The 21,011-nt window shown below is 65.2% G+C and carries 18 protein-coding genes; 15 read left to right on the forward strand and 3 right to left on the reverse strand.

Going from position 1 to position 21,011, the window contains the following annotated elements; translation table 11 throughout:
• Together AB4Z51_RS26735 and AB4Z51_RS26740 are read right to left on the reverse strand one after the other, a co-directional pair.
• A partial coding sequence (locus AB4Z51_RS26735) for a Bug family tripartite tricarboxylate transporter substrate binding protein (protein ID WP_441498332.1) occupies positions 1 to 682 on the reverse strand: 682 nt, incomplete at its 3' end.
• 212 nt (positions 683 to 894) lie between these two features.
• Positions 895 to 1,866, reverse strand: coding sequence for a LysR family transcriptional regulator (locus AB4Z51_RS26740; RefSeq protein ID WP_259261119.1), 972 nt, complete (start codon positions 1,864 to 1,866; stop codon positions 895 to 897).
• Positions 1,867 to 2,039: 173 nt separating this feature from the next.
• On the opposite strand from AB4Z51_RS26740, the gene AB4Z51_RS26745 reads away from it, so the two are divergent.
• From AB4Z51_RS26745 to AB4Z51_RS26805, 13 genes are all read left to right on the forward strand, one after another.
• The gene (locus AB4Z51_RS26745; protein WP_071915243.1) at positions 2,040 to 2,660 is read left to right on the forward strand and encodes a UbiX family flavin prenyltransferase; all 621 of its coding nucleotides are present in this window, start codon (positions 2,040 to 2,042) and stop codon (positions 2,658 to 2,660) included.
• Between the two features lie 25 nt (positions 2,661 to 2,685).
• A complete protein-coding gene (locus AB4Z51_RS26750) occupies positions 2,686 to 4,107 on the forward strand; it encodes a UbiD family decarboxylase (RefSeq protein ID WP_259261118.1) in 1,422 nt (473 codons plus the stop codon).
• A gap of 127 nt (positions 4,108 to 4,234) precedes the next feature.
• On the forward strand, positions 4,235 to 5,074 hold the full coding sequence (locus AB4Z51_RS26755) for a helix-turn-helix transcriptional regulator (protein WP_071917558.1): 840 nt from the start codon (positions 4,235 to 4,237) through the stop codon (positions 5,072 to 5,074).
• A 136-nt stretch (positions 5,075 to 5,210) separates the two neighbouring features.
• Positions 5,211 to 8,213 (forward strand): xanthine dehydrogenase family protein molybdopterin-binding subunit, encoded by a 3,003-nt coding sequence (locus tag AB4Z51_RS26760; protein WP_441268418.1) that lies wholly within the window; start codon positions 5,211 to 5,213, stop codon positions 8,211 to 8,213.
• A complete protein-coding gene (locus tag AB4Z51_RS26765) occupies positions 8,210 to 9,025 on the forward strand; it encodes an FAD binding domain-containing protein (protein ID WP_441268417.1) in 816 nt (271 codons plus the stop codon). Before AB4Z51_RS26760 ends, AB4Z51_RS26765 begins: the two co-directional genes overlap by 4 nt.
• Positions 9,022 to 9,540 (forward strand): (2Fe-2S)-binding protein, encoded by a 519-nt coding sequence (locus AB4Z51_RS26770; protein ID WP_441268416.1) that lies wholly within the window; start codon positions 9,022 to 9,024, stop codon positions 9,538 to 9,540. The genes AB4Z51_RS26765 and AB4Z51_RS26770 overlap by 4 nt, the downstream gene beginning before the upstream one ends.
• Positions 9,533 to 11,077, forward strand: coding sequence for an AMP-binding protein (locus AB4Z51_RS26775; protein WP_441268415.1), 1,545 nt, complete (start codon positions 9,533 to 9,535; stop codon positions 11,075 to 11,077). The genes AB4Z51_RS26770 and AB4Z51_RS26775 overlap by 8 nt, the downstream gene beginning before the upstream one ends.
• A 36-nt stretch (positions 11,078 to 11,113) precedes the next feature.
• On the forward strand, positions 11,114 to 11,920 hold the full coding sequence (locus tag AB4Z51_RS26780; protein WP_439034484.1) for an enoyl-CoA hydratase/isomerase family protein: 807 nt from the start codon (positions 11,114 to 11,116) through the stop codon (positions 11,918 to 11,920).
• Between the two features lie 72 nt (positions 11,921 to 11,992).
• Positions 11,993 to 13,324, forward strand: a complete 1,332-nt coding sequence (locus tag AB4Z51_RS26785) for an MFS transporter (RefSeq protein ID WP_441498333.1) — start codon at positions 11,993 to 11,995, stop codon at positions 13,322 to 13,324.
• A gap of 63 nt (positions 13,325 to 13,387) precedes the next feature.
• On the forward strand, positions 13,388 to 15,085 hold the full coding sequence (locus tag AB4Z51_RS26790; RefSeq protein ID WP_441498334.1) for a GMC family oxidoreductase: 1,698 nt from the start codon (positions 13,388 to 13,390) through the stop codon (positions 15,083 to 15,085).
• Between the two features lie 602 nt (positions 15,086 to 15,687).
• Positions 15,688 to 16,680: an NAD(P)-dependent oxidoreductase gene (locus AB4Z51_RS26795; RefSeq protein WP_441268414.1), complete on the forward strand. Its 993-nt coding sequence runs from the start codon at positions 15,688 to 15,690 to the stop codon at positions 16,678 to 16,680.
• Between the two features lie 15 nt (positions 16,681 to 16,695).
• Positions 16,696 to 17,478: a class II aldolase/adducin family protein gene (locus AB4Z51_RS26800; protein WP_441268413.1), complete on the forward strand. Its 783-nt coding sequence runs from the start codon at positions 16,696 to 16,698 to the stop codon at positions 17,476 to 17,478.
• A 134-nt stretch (positions 17,479 to 17,612) separates the two neighbouring features.
• Positions 17,613 to 18,014 carry a VOC family protein gene (locus AB4Z51_RS26805; protein ID WP_441268412.1) on the forward strand — a complete coding sequence of 134 codons (402 nt, stop codon included), beginning with the start codon at positions 17,613 to 17,615 and terminating at the stop codon, positions 18,012 to 18,014.
• A 25-nt stretch (positions 18,015 to 18,039) separates the two neighbouring features.
• On the opposite strand, the gene AB4Z51_RS26810 is transcribed toward AB4Z51_RS26805, so the two are convergent.
• On the reverse strand, positions 18,040 to 18,954 hold the full coding sequence (locus tag AB4Z51_RS26810) for a LysR family transcriptional regulator (protein ID WP_441498335.1): 915 nt from the start codon (positions 18,952 to 18,954) through the stop codon (positions 18,040 to 18,042).
• An 89-nt stretch (positions 18,955 to 19,043) separates the two neighbouring features.
• Between AB4Z51_RS26810 and AB4Z51_RS26815 the strand changes: the two genes are divergently transcribed.
• Both AB4Z51_RS26815 and AB4Z51_RS26820 read left to right on the forward strand, forming a co-directional pair.
• Positions 19,044 to 19,967, forward strand: coding sequence for a hypothetical protein (locus AB4Z51_RS26815; protein ID WP_441268410.1), 924 nt, complete (start codon positions 19,044 to 19,046; stop codon positions 19,965 to 19,967).
• Positions 19,964 to 20,977, forward strand: coding sequence for a DUF2891 domain-containing protein (locus tag AB4Z51_RS26820; protein ID WP_441498336.1), 1,014 nt, complete (start codon positions 19,964 to 19,966; stop codon positions 20,975 to 20,977). The genes AB4Z51_RS26815 and AB4Z51_RS26820 overlap by 4 nt, the downstream gene beginning before the upstream one ends.
• Positions 20,978 to 21,011: the final 34 nt, after the last annotated feature.

Here is a 21,011-nt window from a genome sequence, read left to right on the forward strand (position 1 = left end):
GCTGGAAGCCAAGCGGGACCTGGCCCGCGATGAAGTCCGGCGTGTAGGCGGCGATATTGCGATAGGGAACGTGCGTGATCTCGGTGCCCGTGAGCTGCTCGAAATAGGCGGCCGCCAGATGCTGCGACGAGCCGACGCCGACCGTTCCGTAGTTCAGCTCCCGCGGATGCGCCTTGGCATAGTCGATCAGCTCGTTCAGTGATTTCGGTGGCAGCCTCGAATTGATCACGATGACATTCGGCAGCGTCGCGAACAGGCCGATGGGGACGAGATCCTTCTGCGGATCGTAGGGCAGCTCCTTGTACAGCGATTTGTTCGCGGCCAGCGGACCGGAGGTGCTCATAAGCAGCGTGTAGCCGTCGGGTGCTGCATGCGCCGCAGCAGCGGTGCCGATATTGCCGCCGGCGCCGGGGCGGTTGTCGACCACGAAGGCCTGCCCGAGTGACATCGACATGCGGTTGAGCAGGATGCGGGTGATGACGTCGCTGGCGCTGCCGCCGGCGAAGGGCACAAGCACCTGGACCGGGCGGGTCGGATAGTCTTGCGCGTTTGCATGCCGCATTCCCGTTGCTGCGAGCAGGGCGCCACCACCGAGCGTGAGCAGCGACCTCCGGTCAGGACGAAATCCCTCGCTCTCCTGGTGAGCGCCATCTGTGATCTTGCTGCGACCGAACCGTGCCATCTCGGACTGAATCTCCCGACTGTGTCTTGTTCTGCGAGCCCAGGGAGCGTCCGGGACGGGAGTCGTCGGGGATGAGCGCCAGTTCGCATTTTTCTGCGCCTGAACCGTAGTTAGCAGGCCGCTACGACCGTCATGCCTGCACGTCTCAAAACTTACCAACCCGTCTCATTTTGCAGTGGGCGCGACATCTTGTCCGAGCAGGAATTCTGCACTCAAGAGATCGCTTTCCGCCGCGTCTTGCTGCGCGCCATGCGGGGCGATGAGGTCGTGCTGCCAATGAAAGGCTCCACAAACTCTCTCGCCACGGCGGCCGCTTGCGCAAGATCGTGGCTGATGACGTCGAGCACCGCCTTGGCCGCGACCGACACCGCTCGCCGCGGGTGATGCACCCAGGCAATCGAGCGCACGATCCGTTGCTGGTCGAAGCGATGCGCCCGGATGGCGCCGCTCGCGAGCGATTGCCGGAGCGCGATGGTCGGTAGCACCGTTGCAAAGTCGGTGGTCGCAATCACGTCGCAGAGCGCGGGGAGGGTGTCGAGCTCGAGCCGCGGCCGCAGGTCGATGCCGACGGCGGCGGCGTGCTCATCCAGGATCAGCCGCAGGCCGTGGCGCTTGGACGGCAGCACGAGGTCGAAATTCGCGACGTGGTCGAAGCGCAGCTTTGCCGGTGGCCTGACCGGGCTGTCCTTGCGGCAGGCGAACACCATCTCCTCGTCCATGATGTGATGCGCGGACAGCGGCGTCTTCCGGCGCGGCACGTTGATCAGCGCGAAATCGAGCTGGCCGGTGTTGACCCAGTCCACGAGCGTCTCGGTATAGCCCTCGCAGGCGGACAGCGTGATCTCGGGATAACGACTGGCGACCGTCGCCGACGAACTGGCCATAGTGCTCTGCGCCACCGACGTGATGAGGCCGACCGAGACGCGGCCCGAGATGCGCCCGCCGAGTTGCGCCATCTCCTGCCGCGCATATTCGGCATCGCGCACGATCGGGGCCGTCAGCCGCACCAGCGCCTCGCCGGCGCTGGTCAGAGTCATGCCCTGGACGCTGCGGTCGAACAGTTTTTGGCCGAGTTCGGCCTCGAGCTTGGCGATCTGCATGCTCAGCGCGGGCTGCACGATGTTGAGCTGGCGCGCGGCGCGGGTGACGTTCTTTTCCTCCGCCAGGCAAAGGAAATATTGCATCTGCCTGAGTTCCACGGGGCCTGTCCTTCGTTCGCCGGTCTTGCTCGCGGGCATCATCATAGATGATGGACGATATAATCAATCATTATTTGTAGTGATGGGTGGGATTGCCTAGTCTCGTGGCGGACCGCGGGGCCTCAAGGCCCGGGCCGTCTGGGAGCGAAATCAGACATATGCAGGACGCCACACCCAAGCGGATGATCATCGGCATTTCCGGCGCCTCCGGCGTCACCTATGGCGTGCGCCTGCTGCAGCTCCTGCGCAATGCCGGCGTCGAGACGCATCTGGTGATGTCGAAGACGGCCGAGCTTACCTTTGCCTACGAGACCGATTTGAAGATCGCGGAGGTGAGGGAGCTCGCCAATGTCTGCCATGCGATCGACGACATGGCCTCGGCGATCTCCAGCGGCTCGTTCCGCACCGCCGGCATGATCGTGGCGCCGTGCTCGATGCGCTCGATGTCCGAGATCGCCTCGGGCGTGACCACGACGCTTTTGACCCGCGCTGCCGACGTCGTGCTCAAGGAGCGTCGGCGGCTGGTGCTGATGGTGCGCGAGACGCCGCTGCACACCGGGCATCTCAGGACGATGACGGCGCTGTCGGAGATGGGCGCGATCATCGCCCCGCCCGTGCCGGCCTTCTACGCAAAACCCGAGAACCTCGACGACATGGTCGAGCACACCGTCGGCCGTGTGCTCGACCTGTTCGACATCGATATCGGCGTTGTGCGCCGCTGGGGCGAGGACGAGGCGCTCAAGCGCCGCTCGCCGCCGCTGCGCAAGATCGCGCCTTGACCTGAAGACCTGAGGAATGACCCGTATGCGAATGGAAAATGTTGCGAGGAGAAGCGCGAACGCGCCCGCCGATCTGCGCGCCTGGCTCGCGTTTCTCGCCGAGCGCGGCAAGCTCGCGATCGCTCGCGAGGGCATTGGGCTGGCTGACGAGCTAGCCGCCGTCGCCAAGCGGCTGGAGCGCGACAGCGCGGTGCTCTTCCCGCGACCCGATGGGCATGAAATTCCCGTCGTCGCCAATCTCTTCGCGGGCCGCGACTGGGTCGCCGATTCCATCGGCGTGACCGAGGACCAGTTGCTGCCACGGTTCCTGGCTGCCGCAAACCATCCACTGCCGACGCATGAGGTCGCGAGCGGACCGGTGCAGGACGTCGTCCACGAGGACGTCGATCTGCTGCGCCAACTCCCGGTGCCCAAGCACAATGAGCGCGACAGCGGCCCCTACATCACGGCCGGCCTGCTGATCGCGCGCAACCCGAAGACCGGTGTACAGAACGTCTCGATCCACCGCTGTCAGATCAGTAGCAGGAACCGCATCGGCGTGCTGCTGCTGCCGCGGCACACCTTCTCCTACTACCGCCTCGCGGAAGAGCTGGGCCAGGCGCTGGAGATCGCGATCGTGATCGGCGCGCATCCGGCCTTGATGTTGGCCTCGCAGGCGATTGCCGCGCTTGACGAAGACGAGATGGCGATTGCCGGTGCGTTGCTCGGAGCGCCCGTCGACGTCGTGAAGTGTCGCACCAATTCGGTCCGCGTGCCCGCCCACGCGGAGATCGTCATCGAGGGACGCATTCTTCAGGGCGTGCGCGAACCGGAAGGTCCGTTCGGCGAATTCCCCCAATATTACGGCCCGCGCGCCAATCGCGAGGTGATCGAGGTCGATGCGATCACGCATCGTGCGAAACCGATCTTCCATACCATCGTGGGCGGCGGTTTCGAGCATCTGATCCTCGGCGGCGTGCCGCGCGAGGCGACGCTGCTCCAGCATCTGCGGCGCAGTTTTCCTGGCGTGATCGACGTCCGCCTCACGCGCGGCGGCACCTGCCGCTACCACCTCGCGATCAAGATCGACAAGGCGAACGACGGCGAGCCCAAGAACATCATGATGTGCGCCTTCGGCGCCCATTACGACATTAAGCAGGTGGTCGTGGTGGACAAGGACGTCGACATCTCCTCGTCCGAGGAAATCGAATGGGCGGTGGCGACGCGCTTCCAGGCCGACCGCGACCTCATGGTCGTCGCGGGCGCGCTCGGCTCCAAGCTCGATCCGACCACCGACAACGGCATCAGCGCCAAGATGGGTCTCGATGCGACCGCGCCGGTCAACGCGCCCGAGCTCGCTTTCAAGCGCATTCGCGTCAAGGGCGAGGAGGAGGTCGATCTCGCCACTGCCTTGCAGGCCGACCCCGGCGCTGCGGTCGCGCGGTTTCTTTCGGAGACGCGCGCATGAGCGGATTGCCGCTCGGAAGCAACTTGCGTCGGTTTGCGCCGTTGGAATATGAAGCGGGTGCTGCTTATAGTGCCGCGCCGATGAAGCAATTATTTTGCAGCGCAACGCTGCCGGGAGGAAGGAACTGATGTCGACGGCCCTGCGCATCGCTCATGGCGCTTTCGGCAGGGTCGCTCTGCTCGACATGGACCGTTCGCTGGTCCGCCACGCTCATCATCACTGCCACGTCCTGCTCAAGGTCGAGGGCTCCGACACGCAGTTTCTTGTGGGCGACCAGGTCACGCCGCTGACGGATACGGCCGCCGTGCTCGTCGACGGCTGGAAGCCGCATGCCTATGTGCACGACGCCAACCGTCCGCGCACGCTGATCATGGCGCTCTATATCGAGCCGGAATGGCTGAAGGAGTTCCGTCCCGGCTGGGCGGCCAGCGGTGCGCCGGGCTTTTTCGAGCGGCCGTCGGGCGAGGTGTCGCCGCGCATCCGTCAGCTCACGCTGCATCTGGCGGCCGAAATGATGGCGAATCCGGATGCGGTGCGGACCCACGAGCAGACGCTCTCGGATCTCATGATCGCGGTGATCGAGCGATTCACGCCCTGGCGCAGCTTCCCGACCACGATCCGCGGCATGAGCGCGGTGAGCTGCGATTGGCGCATCCGCCGCGCGATGGACGCGATGCGCGTGCACGATTCCTATGCCAACGTCGATCAGTTCGTGAAGGGCGCAGGCCTCTCGCGCGCGCAGTTCTTCCGCCTGTTCGAGACCTCGCTCGGCGTCTCGCCAAAGCTGTATCTCAATGTCGTCCGGATGGAGCGCGCGCTCGATGCTGTCATGCGCGAGGACACACCGCTCGGCGAGCTCAGCGAGCGCTTTGGCTTTCCGGAGCCGGCGCATTTCACGCGTTTCTTCCGGGATCATGCCGGCGTCAGCCCGCGCGAGTTTCGCAATGTCTCGCGTCTCGCGGGTTGAGTCTTGATATTGCGCTGCACGCTCTCGAATGAGACGATTTGGTAAGTCGTGAGAGCGGGCGGTATGGCTCCCGCACCCCCAGTCCTGACAAACGTCATCGTCGCGTCAAAGAACGCGTCGGGAGGTATGCCGGGACATGTTGCAGGCGGTCAAATCCGCAAATCCGGGAAGTGGCGATGAGCCGTGGGTCGGGCGTTCGATCGAGCGCGTCGAGGATGCCGCACTGCTCAGCGGCCGCGGCCGCTTCATCGACGATCTCGGTGTCCAGCCCGGCACGCTGCACGCGACGATCCTGCGCTCGCCGCATGCGCATGCCGATATTCTCTCGATTGATGTTGAAGCCGCGAAGCGTCTGCCGGGCGTCGCCGCGGTTCTGACCGGCAGCGACGTCAAGGCCGTCACGACGAGCCTCGTCGTCGGCGTGAAGGCGCCGGTGGAGTGTTGGCCGATCGCGATGGACCGCGTGCGCTATGTCGGCGAGCCGGTCGCTTTGGTCGTCGCAACTGATCGCGCACGTGCCGAGGACGCTGCCGAACTGATCAATGTCGAATATCGCCCGCGGGCTGCCGTCGTCGATCCGCTCCAGACGCTCGCGCCAGGCGCGCCCGTGCTCCACGATGGCTTTCCCGGCAATCTCGCCAGCGACCGCCACTTCCGTTACGGCGATCCCGAGAAAGCCTTTGCGGAGGCGCCGCATCGCTTCTCGATCGACATCCGCTATCCCCGCAATTCCTGCACGCCGATCGAGACCTACGGGGTCGTCGCATCGCACGATGCCGGCGAGGATGCCTATGAGGTGCTCGCCAACTTCCAGGGCCCGTTCAGTATCCACACGGTGATTGCGCGAGCGCTGAAAGTGCCGGGCAATCGGCTCCGGCTGCGCACGCCGCCGGATTCCGGCGGCAGCTTTGGCGTCAAGCAAGGCGTGTTTCCCTACATCGTGCTGATCGCGGCGGCAGCGCGCGTCACGGGACGGCCGGTGAAGTGGATCGAGGACCGGCTCGAGCATCTTACCGCGTCGGTGTCGGCGACCAACCGCGCGACGACGTTGTCGGCGGCGGTCGCAGCAGACGGAAAGATCCTCGCGCTGGACTGGGACCAGGTCGAGGATTGCGGCGCGCATCTGCGCGCGCCTGAGCCTGCCACGCTCTACCGCATGCACGGCAATCTGACCGGCGCCTACGACATCCGCCACGTCAAGATCCGCAACCGCGTCGTCGTCACGAACAAGACACCGACCGGTCTCAACCGCGGCTTTGGCGGCCCGCAGGTCTATTTCGCACTGGAGCGCCTGGTACAGCGGATCGCGATTGGCCTCGGCCTCGATCCGCTCGATGTCATCAAGCGCAATCTAATCGACGCCGGCGCGTTTCCCTATCGCACGGCGACCGGTGCCTTGCTCGACTCCGGCAACTACCAGGACGCCGTTGCGCTCGCAGTCGAGCAGGGCAGGCTCGCTGAACTCAAGGCGAAGCGGGACGAGGCGCGAGCGCAGGGGCGGCTCTACGGGATCGGCTTCACCGCGGTGGTCGAGCCCAGCGTCTCCAACATGGGCTACATCACCACCGTGCTGACGGCGGCCGAGCGCCGCAAGGCAGGTCCCAAGAACGGCGCGCAGGCAACCGCGACCGTCGGGCTCGATCCGGTCGGCAGCGTCACGGTTCACGTCGCCTCCGTGCCGCAGGGGCAGGGCCATCGCACGGTGCTGTCGCAGGTCGTCGCCGACGTCTTCGGTCTCCAGCCTAGGGATATCCGCGTCAACACCGAGATCGACACCGCCAAGGACGCCTGGTCGATCGCGTCCGGTAACTACGCCAGCCGTTTCGCCGCAGCTGTGGCGGGCACGGCAAAGATCGCCGCGGAACGCGTCGCCGGCAGGCTCGCCCGCATCGCCGCAAGCCAGTTGAACGTCGAAGCCGCCGACATCGTGTTTGCGAAAGGCTTCGTTGCCTCCAGGTACAATCCGGAGAACCGGATCGCGTTCTCGCGCGTCGCGGCGCTCAGCCACTGGTCGCCGGGCTCGCTCCCTGATGACGCGGGGCAGACCATCCGCGAGACCGTGTTCTGGACGCCGCCGGAGCTGACGCCGCCCGACGAGGACGACCGCATCAACTCCTCGCTCTGCCACGGCTTCATCTTCGATTTCTGCGGCGTCGAGATCGATCCGACGACGCTGGAGACGCAAATCGATCGCTACGTCACCATGCACGACTGCGGCACCATCCTGCATCCCGGCATGGTCAACGGCCAGATCCGCGGCGGCTTTGCGCAGGCGCTCGGCGCCGCGCTCTTTGAGGAATATGCCTACGCCGAGGACGGCAGTTTCCTGACGGGAACGCTCGCCGACTATCTGCTGCCGACCACCACCGAGGTGCCGGAGCCGCAGATCATCCACATGGAGACGCCGTCGCCGTTCACGCCGCTCGGCGCAAAAGGCGTCGGTGAGGGCAATTGCATGTCGACGCCGGTGTGCCTCGCCAATGCGGTCGCGGATGCGCTCGGCGTTGCCGACATAACGCTGCCGCTCGTGCCTGCGCGGCTCGCGGAGCTGGTGCGCGGTGCCGAGCCGCCGCCCCCCGCGGGCGGCGTGACTTCTGCGCCAGTGCGCGAAGGCGACCGGCGCTTGCGCGGCGAGGGACAGGCCTCGGTAAAGGGGCCGCCCGAGCAGGTCTGGGCGATGCTGCTCGATCCCGCCACCCTGCAGTCGGTCATTCCCGGCTGCCAGCGCGTCGACAAGATCACCGACACGCATTTCCGCGCCGACGTCACGCTCGGCATCGGCCCAGTCAGCGGGCGTTATCGCGCGGATGTCGAGCTGTTCGATCTCGATCCGCCACGCGCGGTCACACTGCGTGGCGGTGCGACCGGCGCGCTCGGCTTCGGCAACGCCGAGGGGCGGATCACGCTCGCGCCCGACGGCAATGGCGGCACAAAGCTGACCTACAGCTACGACGCCGCGATCGGCGGCAAGGTCGCGAGCATCGGCGGCCGTCTGCTCGACGGCGCCACGCGCGTCATCATCGGCCAGTTCTTCACCGCGCTCGCGCGGAAGGCGGGCGGCGGTGGTGCAGAGGGCGGCGGTTTCTCGCTGTTCGCCGTGCTGGCGAAACTGGCCAGCCTGTTCGGGGGGCGCCGATGAAACCGCCCGCATTCGACTATCTCCGGGCCGAGACCGTCGGCGACGTCCTCGAAGGCCTTGCCCAGCAGGGCGGTGATGCCCGCGTGCTCGCCGGCGGCCAGTCGCTGATGGCGATGCTCAACATGCGTCTCGCCAAGCCGAAGCTGCTGATCGACATCATGCGTATCAAGGAGCTCCGCCAGATCGAGCGGAAGGGCGATGCCGTCACGATCGGCGCCGGTGTGCGCCAGGCCGATCTCCTGGCGTGGCCTGACCTTGCCGAGGCGTTGCCGCTGGTCGCGCTGGCGCTGCCGTGGGTCGGGCACATGCAGACCCGCAGCCGCGGCACCATCTGCGGCTCGCTCGCGCACGCCGATCCCAGCGCCGAAATGCCGCTGACGCTGGTTGCGCTTGGTGGTGAAGTGCTGTTGCGCAGTGCCAAGCGTCGTCGCCGCGTCGCAGCCAAGGACTTCTTCGCCGGCATGATGCTGACCGCGCGCGCCGATGACGAATTGATCGAAGGAATCTCGCTGCCCGCCGTCAAGGGATCGCGCTTCGCCTTCCGCGAGGTCGCGCGCCGCTATGGCGATTTCGCCATTGTCGCCTGCGCGGCGATGAAGACACCGACGGGCGTGCGTCTCGCCGTTGGCGGCGTCGCCGACGTTCCGACCGCGCGCGACTGGCCGCGGCTGGAGGGCAGCGCGCTCGACGATGCCCTCAATGCATTCGCCTACGAGCTTGGTGCCCGCGACGACGTCCACGCCACCGCGCGCTACCGGCGCGACCTCGTGCGCATGATCGGTCGCGATCTGATCGGCGAGGTGCTGCAATGACCCGTCTCAAGGCAGATCAGCGCCATGCCGTCCGTTTCGCGCTCAACGGCAAGCCGGTCGAGGGCGAGGCGGAGCCGCGCATGCTGCTCTCCGATTTCCTGCGCCACCAGCTGGGAGCGACCGGCACCCATGTCGGCTGCGAGCACGGCGTCTGCGGCGCCTGCACTGTTGTCGTCGACGGCATGCTGACGCGGTCGTGCCTCACGCTCGCTGCGCAGGTCGATGGTTGCGAGCTCAGGACCGTCGAAGGCCTCGCACCGTCGGCGGACCGGCTCGGCGTGCTGCAGCAGGCCTTCCGCCGCAACCACGCGCTCCAGTGCGGCTTCTGCACCGCCGGCATTTTGATGTCGCTCGACCACTACCTCGCCAGGAACCCGGCGCCGACCGAGGCCGAGATCCGCGACCTCCTCAGCGGGCATATCTGCCGCTGCACCGGCTACACACCGATCATCCAGGCGGCGCTCGAAGCCGCCGCCGAACTCGCTTCATCCAAAAAAGAGACGTCCGATGCTTGATCTCGCCAGCAGCTTCATCGCCAGCGCCGCGCGCGATCCCCATGCGATCGCGCTTGTCGACGGTGATCTGCGCCTGACCTACCGGCAATGGTACGGCAAGATCTCCGCGCTCGTGGCATCGTTTGACCGCCTTGGCCTCAAGCCTGGCGATCACGTCGTCACGCTGCTGCAAAACCGCTGGGAAGCGGCGACGCTGCACTGGGCCTGCCAGTTCGCAGGCCTGGTGATCACGCCGATCAACTGGCGCGCCAAGGCCGACGAGCTCGATTACTGCATCGAGAACGCCGAAGCCTGCGCGATCGTCTATCAGGATATCTCTGCCGAGGCGGTGCAGGGCTCGGGGTTGGCAGGCAAGCTGCTGCGTGTTTCCGTCGATCCCGGGACGGGGGAGGCCACCAGCTTTGCCGATCTGATCAAGGACAGCGCGCCGGACGCCGAGCCGCGTGTCGGCACCGATGCCTGGTCGATCATGCTCTACACGTCGGGCACGACCTCGCGGCCAAAAGGCGTGCCGCGACGGCATCGCGCTGAACGTGCCGCGGCGATCGCCCATGTCGCGCAAAATCTCTACGGCCGCGGCGAGCGCACGCTCGGGGTGATGCCGCTCTACCACACCATGGGCGTCCGCTCGCTGCTGGCGATGTCGCTGATCGGCGGCACCTTCATCTGCCTGCCGCGCTATGACAGCCGCCAGGCGCTGGCCCTGATCGAGAAGGAGGAGATCACCAACCTGTATCTGGTGCCGACGCTCTATCACGACCTCGTTCATCACGAGGCCTTCGCCAAAACCGACGTCTCCAGCGTCCGCAAGCTCGGCTTTGCCGGCGCCTCGATGACCGACGGCCTTCTCAGGAAGCTGAACGAGGCGTTCAAGCCAGAGTTGTTCGTCAATCACTACGGCAGCTCCGAGATCTACACCTTTACGATCGACCAGAACGCCGCCGCAAAGCCCGGCTCGGCCGGCAAAGCTGGGCTGAACCAGCACGTCAAGGTCGTGCGCATCGGCGCGAAGTCGGTCGCGGAGCTTGCTGCGGTCGGCGAGGAGGGCGAGATCATCGCGACGCTCGCCGGCGACGAGGCCTTCGAAGGCTACTGGCGCCGCCCTGAAGCCGACGCCAAGTCGCTGCGCGAGGGCTGGTACTTTACGGGCGATACCGGCTTCGTCGATCCCGACGGCGACCTATTCGTCACCGGGCGCGTCGACGACATGATCATCACCGGCGGCGAGAACGTCTCGCCGGTCGAGATCGAGAGCTGCCTGTCGCTGCATCCCGCGGTCGACGAGGTCGCGGTGGTCGGCGTTGCCGACGAGAAATGGGGCAAGGTCGTCGCCGCCTTCGTCAAGCGCAATCGCCCTGTGTCGGACGTCGAGCTGGAGCAGTTCTGCCGGACCACGGGCCTCGCCAATTTCAAGCGGCCTAGACGTTACGTTTTCGTCGACGCCATTCCCAAATCGCCGGTCGGCAAACTGCTGCGGCGACTGCTCGTCGCCGGTGAGTACGAAGCCGAGCGCCTGCCGCCATCAGACGCCGCCTGATCATCACTCATCAACAATCAACAGAAGGAAACCAACATGCCGTCAGCCTACAATTTTACCGATCCTCGACTCGCAAAACTCGACGGGTTCAAGGTCGAGATCGATGAGGCGCATGAGCGGGCCGATATCATCCTGGGCCGGCCGCCCTACAACGTCGTGGCGATGCCGCAGCGTGACCAGCTGCGCCTGACCTTCGAGACGCTGGACGAGGATCCGCGCGTCCGCGTGATCGTGGTGCGCGGCGAGGGCGAGCATTTCTCCAGCGGCGGCAATATCGGCGGCTTCATGGAGGCGAGCCCCGAGCACGTCTCCAAGCTCGCCTGGAACATCGCCGCGCCTGCGCGTTGCGCCAAGCCCGTGATCGTTGCCAACCGCGGCTATTGCTTCGGCGTGGGCTTCGAATTGTCACTCGCTTGCGACTTCCGCATCGCCTCGGAGACCACGCAGTACGCGTTGCCGGAGCAGAAGCTCGGCCAGATCCCGGGCTCAGGCGGCTCGGCGCGCCTGCAGAAGATGGTCGGCATCACTCGCACCAAGGACATCGTGATGCGCTCCAAGCGCATCTCGGCGAAGCAGGCCTATGACTGGGGCATCGCCACCGAATGCGTGCCGGATGCCGAGCTGGAGAAGGCGACCGACAAGCTGGTCGACGAGCTCCGCACCTTCTCGCCGCTGGCGCAGCGCACGGCGAAGAAGCTCCTCAACGACACCGAGGATTCGACGCTCGCCATCGCGATCGAGCTCGAAGGCCATTGCTACAGCCGCCTGCGCCAGTCGGAAGACTTCAAGGAAGGCGTCGAAGCCTTCAACGCCAAGCGTCCGCCGAAGTTCACCGGGCACTGATGCGCGACAAAACTGCCGCGGTTCGCAATGACGCGGGCCGCGGCTCTATCAAAACGGGGGAGGTAAAACAACATGGCTGAGATGGATATGCCGGTCGCGGGCGCACAGGCGTCGGCCGATAACAAGCAGATGGTCAATGCGATCATCGCATCGGTGCTCGGATGGGCGCTGGATCTGTTCGATTTGTTCATTTTGCTCTACGTGGCGCCGGTCGTCGGCGCGCTGTTCTTTCCGTCGAGCAACCCAGCGCTGTCGCTGGCTGCGGTCTACGGCTCGTTCGCCGTGACGCTCCTGATGCGGCCGCTGGGCTCGGCGGTGTTCGGGCATTATGCCGACGTGCACGGCCGCAAGCAGGCCATGCTGATCGCCATCATCGGCGTCGGCATCAGCACGGCCGCCTTCGGCCTGCTGCCGACCATCGCCCAGGTTGGAATTCTCGCGCCGATCATCTTCCTGATCCTGCGGCTGGTGCAGGGCATCTTCGTCGGCGGCGTCGTGGCTTCCACGCACACCATCGGCACCGAGTCTGTGCCGGCGCAATGGCGCGGCGCGATGTCGGGCCTGGTCGGCGGCGGTGGCGCCGGCATCGGCGCGCTGCTCGCGTCCTTCATCTTCCTGATCACGTCCTCGATCTTCCCCGGCGATGCCTTCGCGGTGTGGGGCTGGCGCTTCATGTTCTTCTCGGGGCTGCTGAGCTCGCTGCTCGGCTGGTTCATCTTCCGCAACCTCGAGGAGTCGCCTTACTTCAAGGAGCTCAAGCGCCAGCAGGGTAACAAGCAGGCGAAGGTCTCGAAGGCGCCGGTCAAGGACGTGTTCTCCGGCGAGTATCGCGGCGTGCTGCTGGTCAACCTTCTCATCACCTTCGGCGGTGGTGCCGGCTATTATCTGACCTCGGGTTATCTGCCGAGCTTCCTGAAAGTCATCAATGCGGTCCCGAACCAGACCTCGTCGTTGATCCTGATGGGCGCTAGCGTGTCGGCGTTCTTCTCGGCCGTGCTGGTCGGCGCGCTGAGCGATCGTATCGGCCGCAAGAAGACGTTCCTCATCATCGGCGTCCTGGCCGCGGTGCTGCTGCCGCTGTGCTATCTCAAGCTCGCGGCGACCAAGGACACGACGCAAATCACGCTCTATGCGCTCGCGATCGCCTTCATCGGCAATGCCGGCTATGCGCCGGTGCTGATCTTCCTCAACGAGCGTTTTCCGACCGCGTTGCGCGCTAGCGGCACGGGTCTGTCGTGGAACATCGGCTTTGCGCTGGGCGGCATGATGCCGACCTTCGTCTCGCTGGTGAGCGGCAGCCCTGCGGAGATCCCGATGTCGCTGGCCTACTTCGCAGTCGGCGTGTTCGTGATCTACCTGATTGGTGCGGTCGTGATCCCCGAGACCAAGGGTAACTTCCGCTGAGCCAAATCGGCGCGGCCGCATTCGTGGCCGCGCCGATCCATCGAATTGCGCGATGAGACGGGAATGGATGGGCTGCATTTCGACGACGTGATCGTCGGTGGCGGATCGGCGGGCTGCGTGCTCGCCAATCGGCTTTCCGCAGACGGAAGCCGCCGCGTGCTTCTGATCGAAGCCGGGATGGACACGCCGCCCGAGGCGACGCCGCCGGAAATCCTCGACAGCTATCCGATGACGCTGTTCTTCGGCGACAAATACATCTGGCCGGGCCTGTCAGCGGCCGCCGGCCGCAATGCCGAGGGCAAGCCGGTCGTTCGCGCCTACGAACAGGGGCGGGTGATGGGCGGCGGTTCCAGCATCAACGTGCAATCGGCCAATCGCGGCCTGCCGCGCGACTATGACGAGTGGCTCGATCTCGGCGCGCGGGGCTGGGGCTGGGCGGATGTGCTGCCGTACTTCCTCAAGCTCGAGACTGATCTGGATTTCGACGGCCCGCTGCACAGCAAGCACGGCCCGATCCCGATCCGCCGCATCGCGCGCGAGGCGATGCCGCCGTTTGGCAAGGCCGTGGGAGAGGCTTTGTCGGCAACCGGCCTGCCGTTCCGGAAAGACCAGAACGCCGAATTCGAGGACGGCATCTTTCCGCCGGCGTTTTCGAACCGTAACGACCGGCGCGTCTCGACCGCCGCCGGCTATCTCGACGCAGCAACGCGTGCGCGACMGAACCTGACGATCTGGGCTGAGAGCGAGGTCGAGCAGCTTCAGCTCGACGGCCGCCATGCGACGGGCGTGGTGGTTTCGCGCGGCGGTCATAAGCTCACCATTGGCGCCGGCCGTGTCATCCTCACCGCAGGCGCGCTGCAATCGCCGGCGATCCTGATGCGGGCGGGCATCGGCCCGGGTGCGGCGCTGCAAGCGCTCGGCATTCCCGTGGCGATCGATCTGCCCGGCGTCGGCAGCAATCTGCGCGATCACCCCGCACTGACCTTCTGTCAATATTTGCCGCGGCGGTTGCGCTTGCCGCTTGCCCGGCGGCGTCCCAATTTCGCGGCGATGCGCTTCTCGTCCGAACATCCCGGCTGCGACGCCTCCGACATGTACATCACGGCCTCGGCGCGCGGCGGGTGGCATGCGCTGGGCACGCGGCTTGGTCTCTACTTTCTCTGGTGCAACCGGCCGTATTCGAGCGGCTCGCTCATGCTGGCGAGCCGCGACCCGAAAACCTATCCAGTGGTCGATTTCAACCTGCTGTCCGACCGACGCGATCTCGAACGGATGGTCGCGGCCGTCCGGCTGCTCGCGAAACTTGTCGTTCATCCCGCGCTCAACCCGGAGGCGGGCGATTTCTTCCCGGCTTCCTTTTCTCCGCGTATCAAGCGGCTGAGCCGGTACGGCACCGTCAATCGCATCGTTGCGTCCATCCTCGGGCCAATGCTCGACATACCCGCGGGCCTCAGGGCGCTTGTGATCCGGCTCGTGCTGCTCAACGGCACGGCCTTCCAGGCGACGCTTGCCGACGACCGTGCCCTCGAAGCCTTCGTACGGCAAAGCGTGTTCGGAGTCTGGCATCCAGTGGGGACATGCCGCGTGGGCGATCCCGCCGACCGGATGGCGGTGGTCGAGTCCGAGGGCAGGGTGATCGGCAGCGAGAACATTTTTGTGGCGGATGCCTCGATCATGCCGCGGCTGCCGACGGCCAATACCAACATCCCCGTGATCATGGCGGCCGAGAAGATCAGTGATGCCCTGCTGTCGCGAAATTAAGCTTTGTGCTGCGCCAGCGCGGAAACGCCCTCCTGCGTTAGGTATTCGAGTTCCACGAGGTCACTCCATTAGATTCGACTCCTGAACAGGAAGCGCCGCGACGACCGACTGCGGCATCGAGCGGTTCACGTTAGACCGGGCTCGCTCTTCTTCGCTGTTGTTAGCCGAAAGTGGCCCGTGATGGATTGGAGCGAGGGTTAGATTGTTTCAATCAGTTAAAGGGCGGCGTGTGCATGACGTATGCACCGGGAGATCGAGAAAAATCTTGCGCAGGCCAACGTGAGCAGGCGTTTTTGAAGTAGGCGGATTGGTCGCGGAAAGCGCAGCTGCTTTGCACTCACGCAGCTAACTGCGACCTATTTGATCAATGACGCGACGTCTTGGGGATGGGACCAACTGGCTCTTAATCAGCGGGGCTCGGGTTCGAGCCTTTGCCGCGTCGGGCGCGAGCCCCCGTAGAGGCGCCAGGGCTCCAGAGACAAATCCTTTTGTCTTGCCGAAGCGCGTCGTCCTCTTGTTGCAAGACACCCGTCATCTTTGAAAGGACTATCTTGCCGCAAACGCCTAGCATATCCGGATCGTTGCCATCGTGACTGCGTGACATGAACACTCCCCGAATTGAAAGCCAGCGCGCCTCCACCAGCGTGCGATCGCCGATTATCGTCAATCAGCTTGGCCCGGACATTCGTGCGGCGCTGGTCGATCACTGGTCGCGCCCGCTGATCATCGATCATCCCGCCGATCGCGCGCCCTGGGAGGTTGCTCCCGAAGCGGACGTGCTGCTGACGCGGCCGCTAGTGGGCTGGCACAAGGCGCCTGCGGAGAAGCCGGCCGGCTGGCCGTTCGGCCTGCACTGGATCCAGACCGCATCGACGGGAGTCGATTTCTTTCCGGCATGGCTGCTCGACGGTCCGGTGGTCACGGTCGGCCGCGGCATCTCGGCTGATCCGATCGCGGAATATGTCCTTGCGGCGATTCTCGGCTTCGAGAAGCGTATCCATGACATCCGGCCGCGCAATCGCGAGCAGTGGAAGATCAGCCCGCTGGGCTCGCTCACCGGCAAGACGATCGGGATTGCCGGCTTCGGCGCGATCGGCCGCGCAGTCGCCGAACGGGCCAAGCCGTTCGGTGTCAACATCAGGGTTCTCAGGCGCTCGGCCTGGCCATATGTCCTTCCAGGCATCCAGCCGGTTGATAGCATCGAGGAGCTGGTCGCGGTCTCCGATCATCTCGTCCTTGTTCTGCCGGCGACGACCAAGACCGCGCGTCTGATCAACGCCGATGTGCTGGCGCGGGCCAAGACGTCGCTGCACCTAATCAATGTCGCGCGAGGGCGGATCGTCGATCAGGGTGCGCTGTTGCAGGCGCTCGACGAGGGGCGGATTGCCGGCGCGACGCTCGACGTCACCGATCCCGAGCCGCCGCCGGAGGGCGATCCGATCTATCGCCATCCCAAGGTCGTCCTGACCCCGCATGTGTCATGGACGGGTGGCGAGGATGCCAAGCGGCTGGCCGACAAGACGCTGGTCAACCTCGACGCCCACGCCCATGGCGTGGCGCTGGCCGACGTCTTCGACAAGAATCTCGAATACTAAAAAAGGAAAGGCACAATGAACAAGGTCGTCGAGAAGCCCAAGAAGTACTCCCTGGTCGAGCGCACGCCGGCCGCGACGTTCGAGGAAGAGCGGCTGCATCGCAAACAGCGGCTTGCCGCAACATTCCGCCTGTTCTCGCGCTACGGCTTCGATCAGGGGCTCGCAGGCCATGTCACCGTGCGCGATCCGGAGTTTCCCGAACGGTTCTGGATCAATCCGCTGTCGAAGCATTTCAGCCAGATCAAGGTATCGGATCTTCAGCTCGTCGATCACGATGGCAACATCCTGATCGGTGACAAGCCGATCAACCAGGCCGGCTTCGTGATTCACTCCGCGATCCACGCCGCGCATCCTGAGGTGATCGCGGCCGCGCACACCCATTCGACCTATGGCAAGGCCTGGTCGGCGCTCGGCCGCCTGCTCGATCCGCTGACGCAGGATTCCTGCGCCTTCTACGAGGATCACGTGCTGTTCGATCCGTTCTCCGGCGTCGTGCTGGAGGCGGAAGAGGGCCGCAAGATCGCGCAGGCGCTGGGATCGAAGAAGGCGGCCATCTTGCAGAACCACGGCCTGCTCACGGTCGGACCGACCATCGAGGCTGCCGCCTGGTGGTACATCGCCATGGACAATGCTGCGCGCGCCCAGCTGCTTGTGGAAGCCGCCGGAACGCCAAAGCCGATCCCGCACGAGATCGCCAGCCTGACCTCGCGGCAGGTCGGAACGCACAAGGGCGGCTATTTCAGCTTCCAGCCGTTGTGGGACTGGATCACCGAGGCGGAACCGGATCTATTCAATTAGGTATCGAGGCTTCCGAGCCGGGCCGATGACCCGGCTCGCCGAATTGCGCCATGCTCTAACATCGTGAGATATAGCGGCAGGCGGCTTGTCACGCTTGTGCAGGCTGCCGCAGCAACGGTGAGGAGCAGGGCGACATGGTCAATGGTCTGCCAAGCGAAGTTGAAGTCATCACATTGTTCGTCGATGACATTGCGTCGTCGAAAGCGTTTTACGCCAAGGTTTTCACATCCGAGACGGTCTGGGAGGATGCGGTCTCATCCGTACTTCGATTTGGTGGGCTCCTGGTCAACCTTCTCGACGCGACTCAGGCACCGCCGCTTGTCGAGCCGCTGCGTGTCGCGCAGTCCTCCGCAGGGGCGCGCGCACTCCTGACGATCAGGGTCGTCGACGTCGATCAGGTCTGCTCGGCCCTGCGGGAGATTGGCGTCGATCTGCTCAATGGCCCGATCGACCGTCCGTGGGGGCGACGAACTGCATCCTTTGCCGACCCCTCAGGCCATGTCTGGGAGATCGCGCAGCTGATTGAGCGGAAATAGCAGCCGGCTTCCGGCCCGCCGATCGCTACAGCGTCCCGCAGACGCGATTGACCAGCTCGATGAACCAGCGCAGCGCCGGATTGGCCATGGCGCGGCGCGTGTGGAGAAGGTCGATGGTGAATGGTTCCACATCGTAGGGAATCGGAACGACAGACACGCCGGCGGCTGTCGCGAAGCGGCGCGCGACGCGCTCGGCCATGGTTGCCACGAGATCGGTGCCTGCGACGGCAAACGGCACCGCGACGACATGGGCGAGCGTGATCGCGGTCCGGCGCTTGCGTCCGTGCCGGCTCAGCATCGTGTCGATTGCGCCGGGAAGCCCGTCGCCGYCGGCGGAGGAGAACAGCACATGCGGAAGCCGCGTGTAATCGTCCTTGGTGAGACGGGCTTTCAGTTTGGCGCGCTTGGCGTCGAGAATGCAGACGAAACTCTCCGTGAAAAGCGTGGATCGGATGATGCGCGGGGAAGCGGGAAGATGGCCACCTATCAGCGCGTCGACATCGCCGTGTTCCAGGCTCGCGACACTCGCGGCCGGATCAATGATGGGGCGCACCACGAGATCGATACCAGGTGCCTCCCGCCGCAACGCCTCGACCAGTCGCGGCACCACGACGAGGTCGCCATAGTCGGTCGCCGCAATAGACAGGCGATGGCGGGCTGTTGCCGGATTGAAGGCTGATGTGGGTTCGAGCACGCCCCTGATCTGCCCCAGAGCGTCGCTGATCGGTCGCGCCAGCGCCAGCGCCTTGGCCGTCGGCTGCATGCCGGAGGCCGAGCGCACGAAGAGCTCATCGCCAAACAGCGCACGCAGCCGCGTCAGCGTGCTGCTCATGGACGGTTGCGCCAGGCCGATGCGCTGGCCGGCGCGGGTCACATGGCGTTCCTCCATCAGCGCCTCGAAGGCGACCAGGAGGTTGAGGTCGACGGAAGCCAAATTCATTTGAACGATGATAGATATAGTAACAATCGATTTCAAGAATGATGCGGAGTGTGGTCTCCTGGCGGAGACGACATGATTGGGCGCGGCGTATGCGGTCTTCACTCCTGCACTTCATCCCGCGCGGACCGACCTTGCTGGCACTTGGCGTCCTGCTCGGATTGGCCTTTCCGGCTCTTGCGGACCTCGCTCGCCCCCTGATGCCAACCACGATCTTCCTGATCGTGCTGGGAACGCTGTTGCGGATCGACAGTCAGGCCGTCGTCGCAACGCTGCGACGGCCGTCGCTTTCCGTGCTCTTGCCGGCCGTCGTCATGGTGGCCTGTCCGCTCGTGATCGGTGTTGCCGGTCACGCCTTGAACCTTGGTCCGGAGATCGCGCTTGCGGCGGTGCTCGCCGTCTCGGCGCCGCCATCGAGCGGAACGGCAGCAGTGGCACGGATGCTCGGGCTCGACGGTGCGGTGCCGCTCGTGGTGACGGTGTTGTCCATGGTGCTGGCTCCGGTCACCGTGCCGCTTCTTGCAGGCTGGTTCGGCGGACTCGAGATCAGCGCGCTCGAGCTCGCGCTTCGCTTGGCGCTGTTGATCGGCGGCGCCGAAGGGGTGGCTTTCCTGGTCCGCCGGCATGCAGCCCCGGTGCTGGCGGCCCATGGCGGGATGGTCGACGGGATCATCGTCGCGGCGCTTCTCGTCTTTGCGGCGGCGACGATGGCTGACATTCGCGCGCAGATCGCGGCGGATGTGCAGGCCGCCATGCTCTGCCTCGGGCTCGCCTTCGCTTGCAATATCGCCCTTCAAGCAGCTGGTGCCGTGCTGCTGCCGGGCAATTTGAGCCAGCGGCTGACCGTCGGGCTCATCCTCGGCAACCGTAATGTCGGCCTGGTCTGGTCGGCGCTGGGTGCTGCCGCCTCGCCACGCATGGCACTATACTTCGCCGCGACGCAATTTCCGATCTACCTCCTGCCGCGCCTGATCGAGACATTGATCGGCCGGAACACTGGAAAGGCCAAGCCGTGACCACGCCCCGTCTTACCCGCGAACATGCCTCGCATTTTGCCAACATCGCGCTCGGCCATGTCGGGCGCGAATATCCCAATAACGTTGATCACGCGCTGGCTGAACCTGCGGATGCCCGCACGCCGAGCCAGCTGCATCCGATCTTCTATGGCAGCTATGACTGGCATTCCTGCGTCCACAGCTATTGGATGCTGGCGCGACTGCTGCGCAGGTTTCCCGACTTTGCGGCAGCCTCCGACATCCGCGCCCTCTTCGATACGCAATTCGTGCCCGAGAAGGTCGCCGCCGAACGTGCTTACTTCGCCCGCCCGACTGCCCGCGGCTTCAAGCGGCCGTATGGCTGGGCCTGGCTCCTGAAGCTCGCGACTGAACTGGCGCTCCATCCTGACGATCGCTGGAGCCGCAATCTCGCGCCGCTGGCCGAAATCATCGCGCAACGCTTTCGCGACTTCCTGCCGTTGGCGTTCTATCCCGTACGCGTCGGCACCCATTTCAATACGGCGTTTGGCCTGCGGATGGCGGCAGACTACGCCGGCATCAAAAAGGATGAAGCGCTCRCCAGGTTGCTGCACGAGACTGGCCAGCGCTGGTATGGTGAAGACAGCGACTGCCCCGCCTGGGGTGAGCCGAGCGGCGACGATTTCCAGTCCTCGGCTCTTATCGAGGCCGAATGCATGCGGCGGCTGTTGCCTCCGGACGCGTTCCTGCCCTGGTTTGATCGCTTTCTGCCGCGGCTGGTCGAACGACGGCCGGCAACGCTGTTCAAGCCTGCGACGGTCACCGATCGCACCGACGGCAAGATCGCTCATCTCGACGGGCTCAATCTCAGCCGCGCCTGGTGCTGGCGCTCTCTCGGCGACGCCTTGCCGGCAGGCGACCCCCGCCGCGTCGTTGCTCATGAAGCGGCGCGCGAGCATCTGGCCGCAGGCCTCCCCCATATCGCCGGTCACTACATGGGAGAGCACTGGCTCGCGAGCTTTGCCGTGCTCGCACTGGATGATGAGAACTGAGCGGGCAGGGGCCTTTCGCGGCTTATTCAATCCG

The sequence above is a fragment of the Bradyrhizobium sp. 2TAF36 genome, assembly GCF_052114925.1.
Lineage (GTDB): Bacteria > Pseudomonadota > Alphaproteobacteria > Rhizobiales > Xanthobacteraceae > Bradyrhizobium > Bradyrhizobium barranii.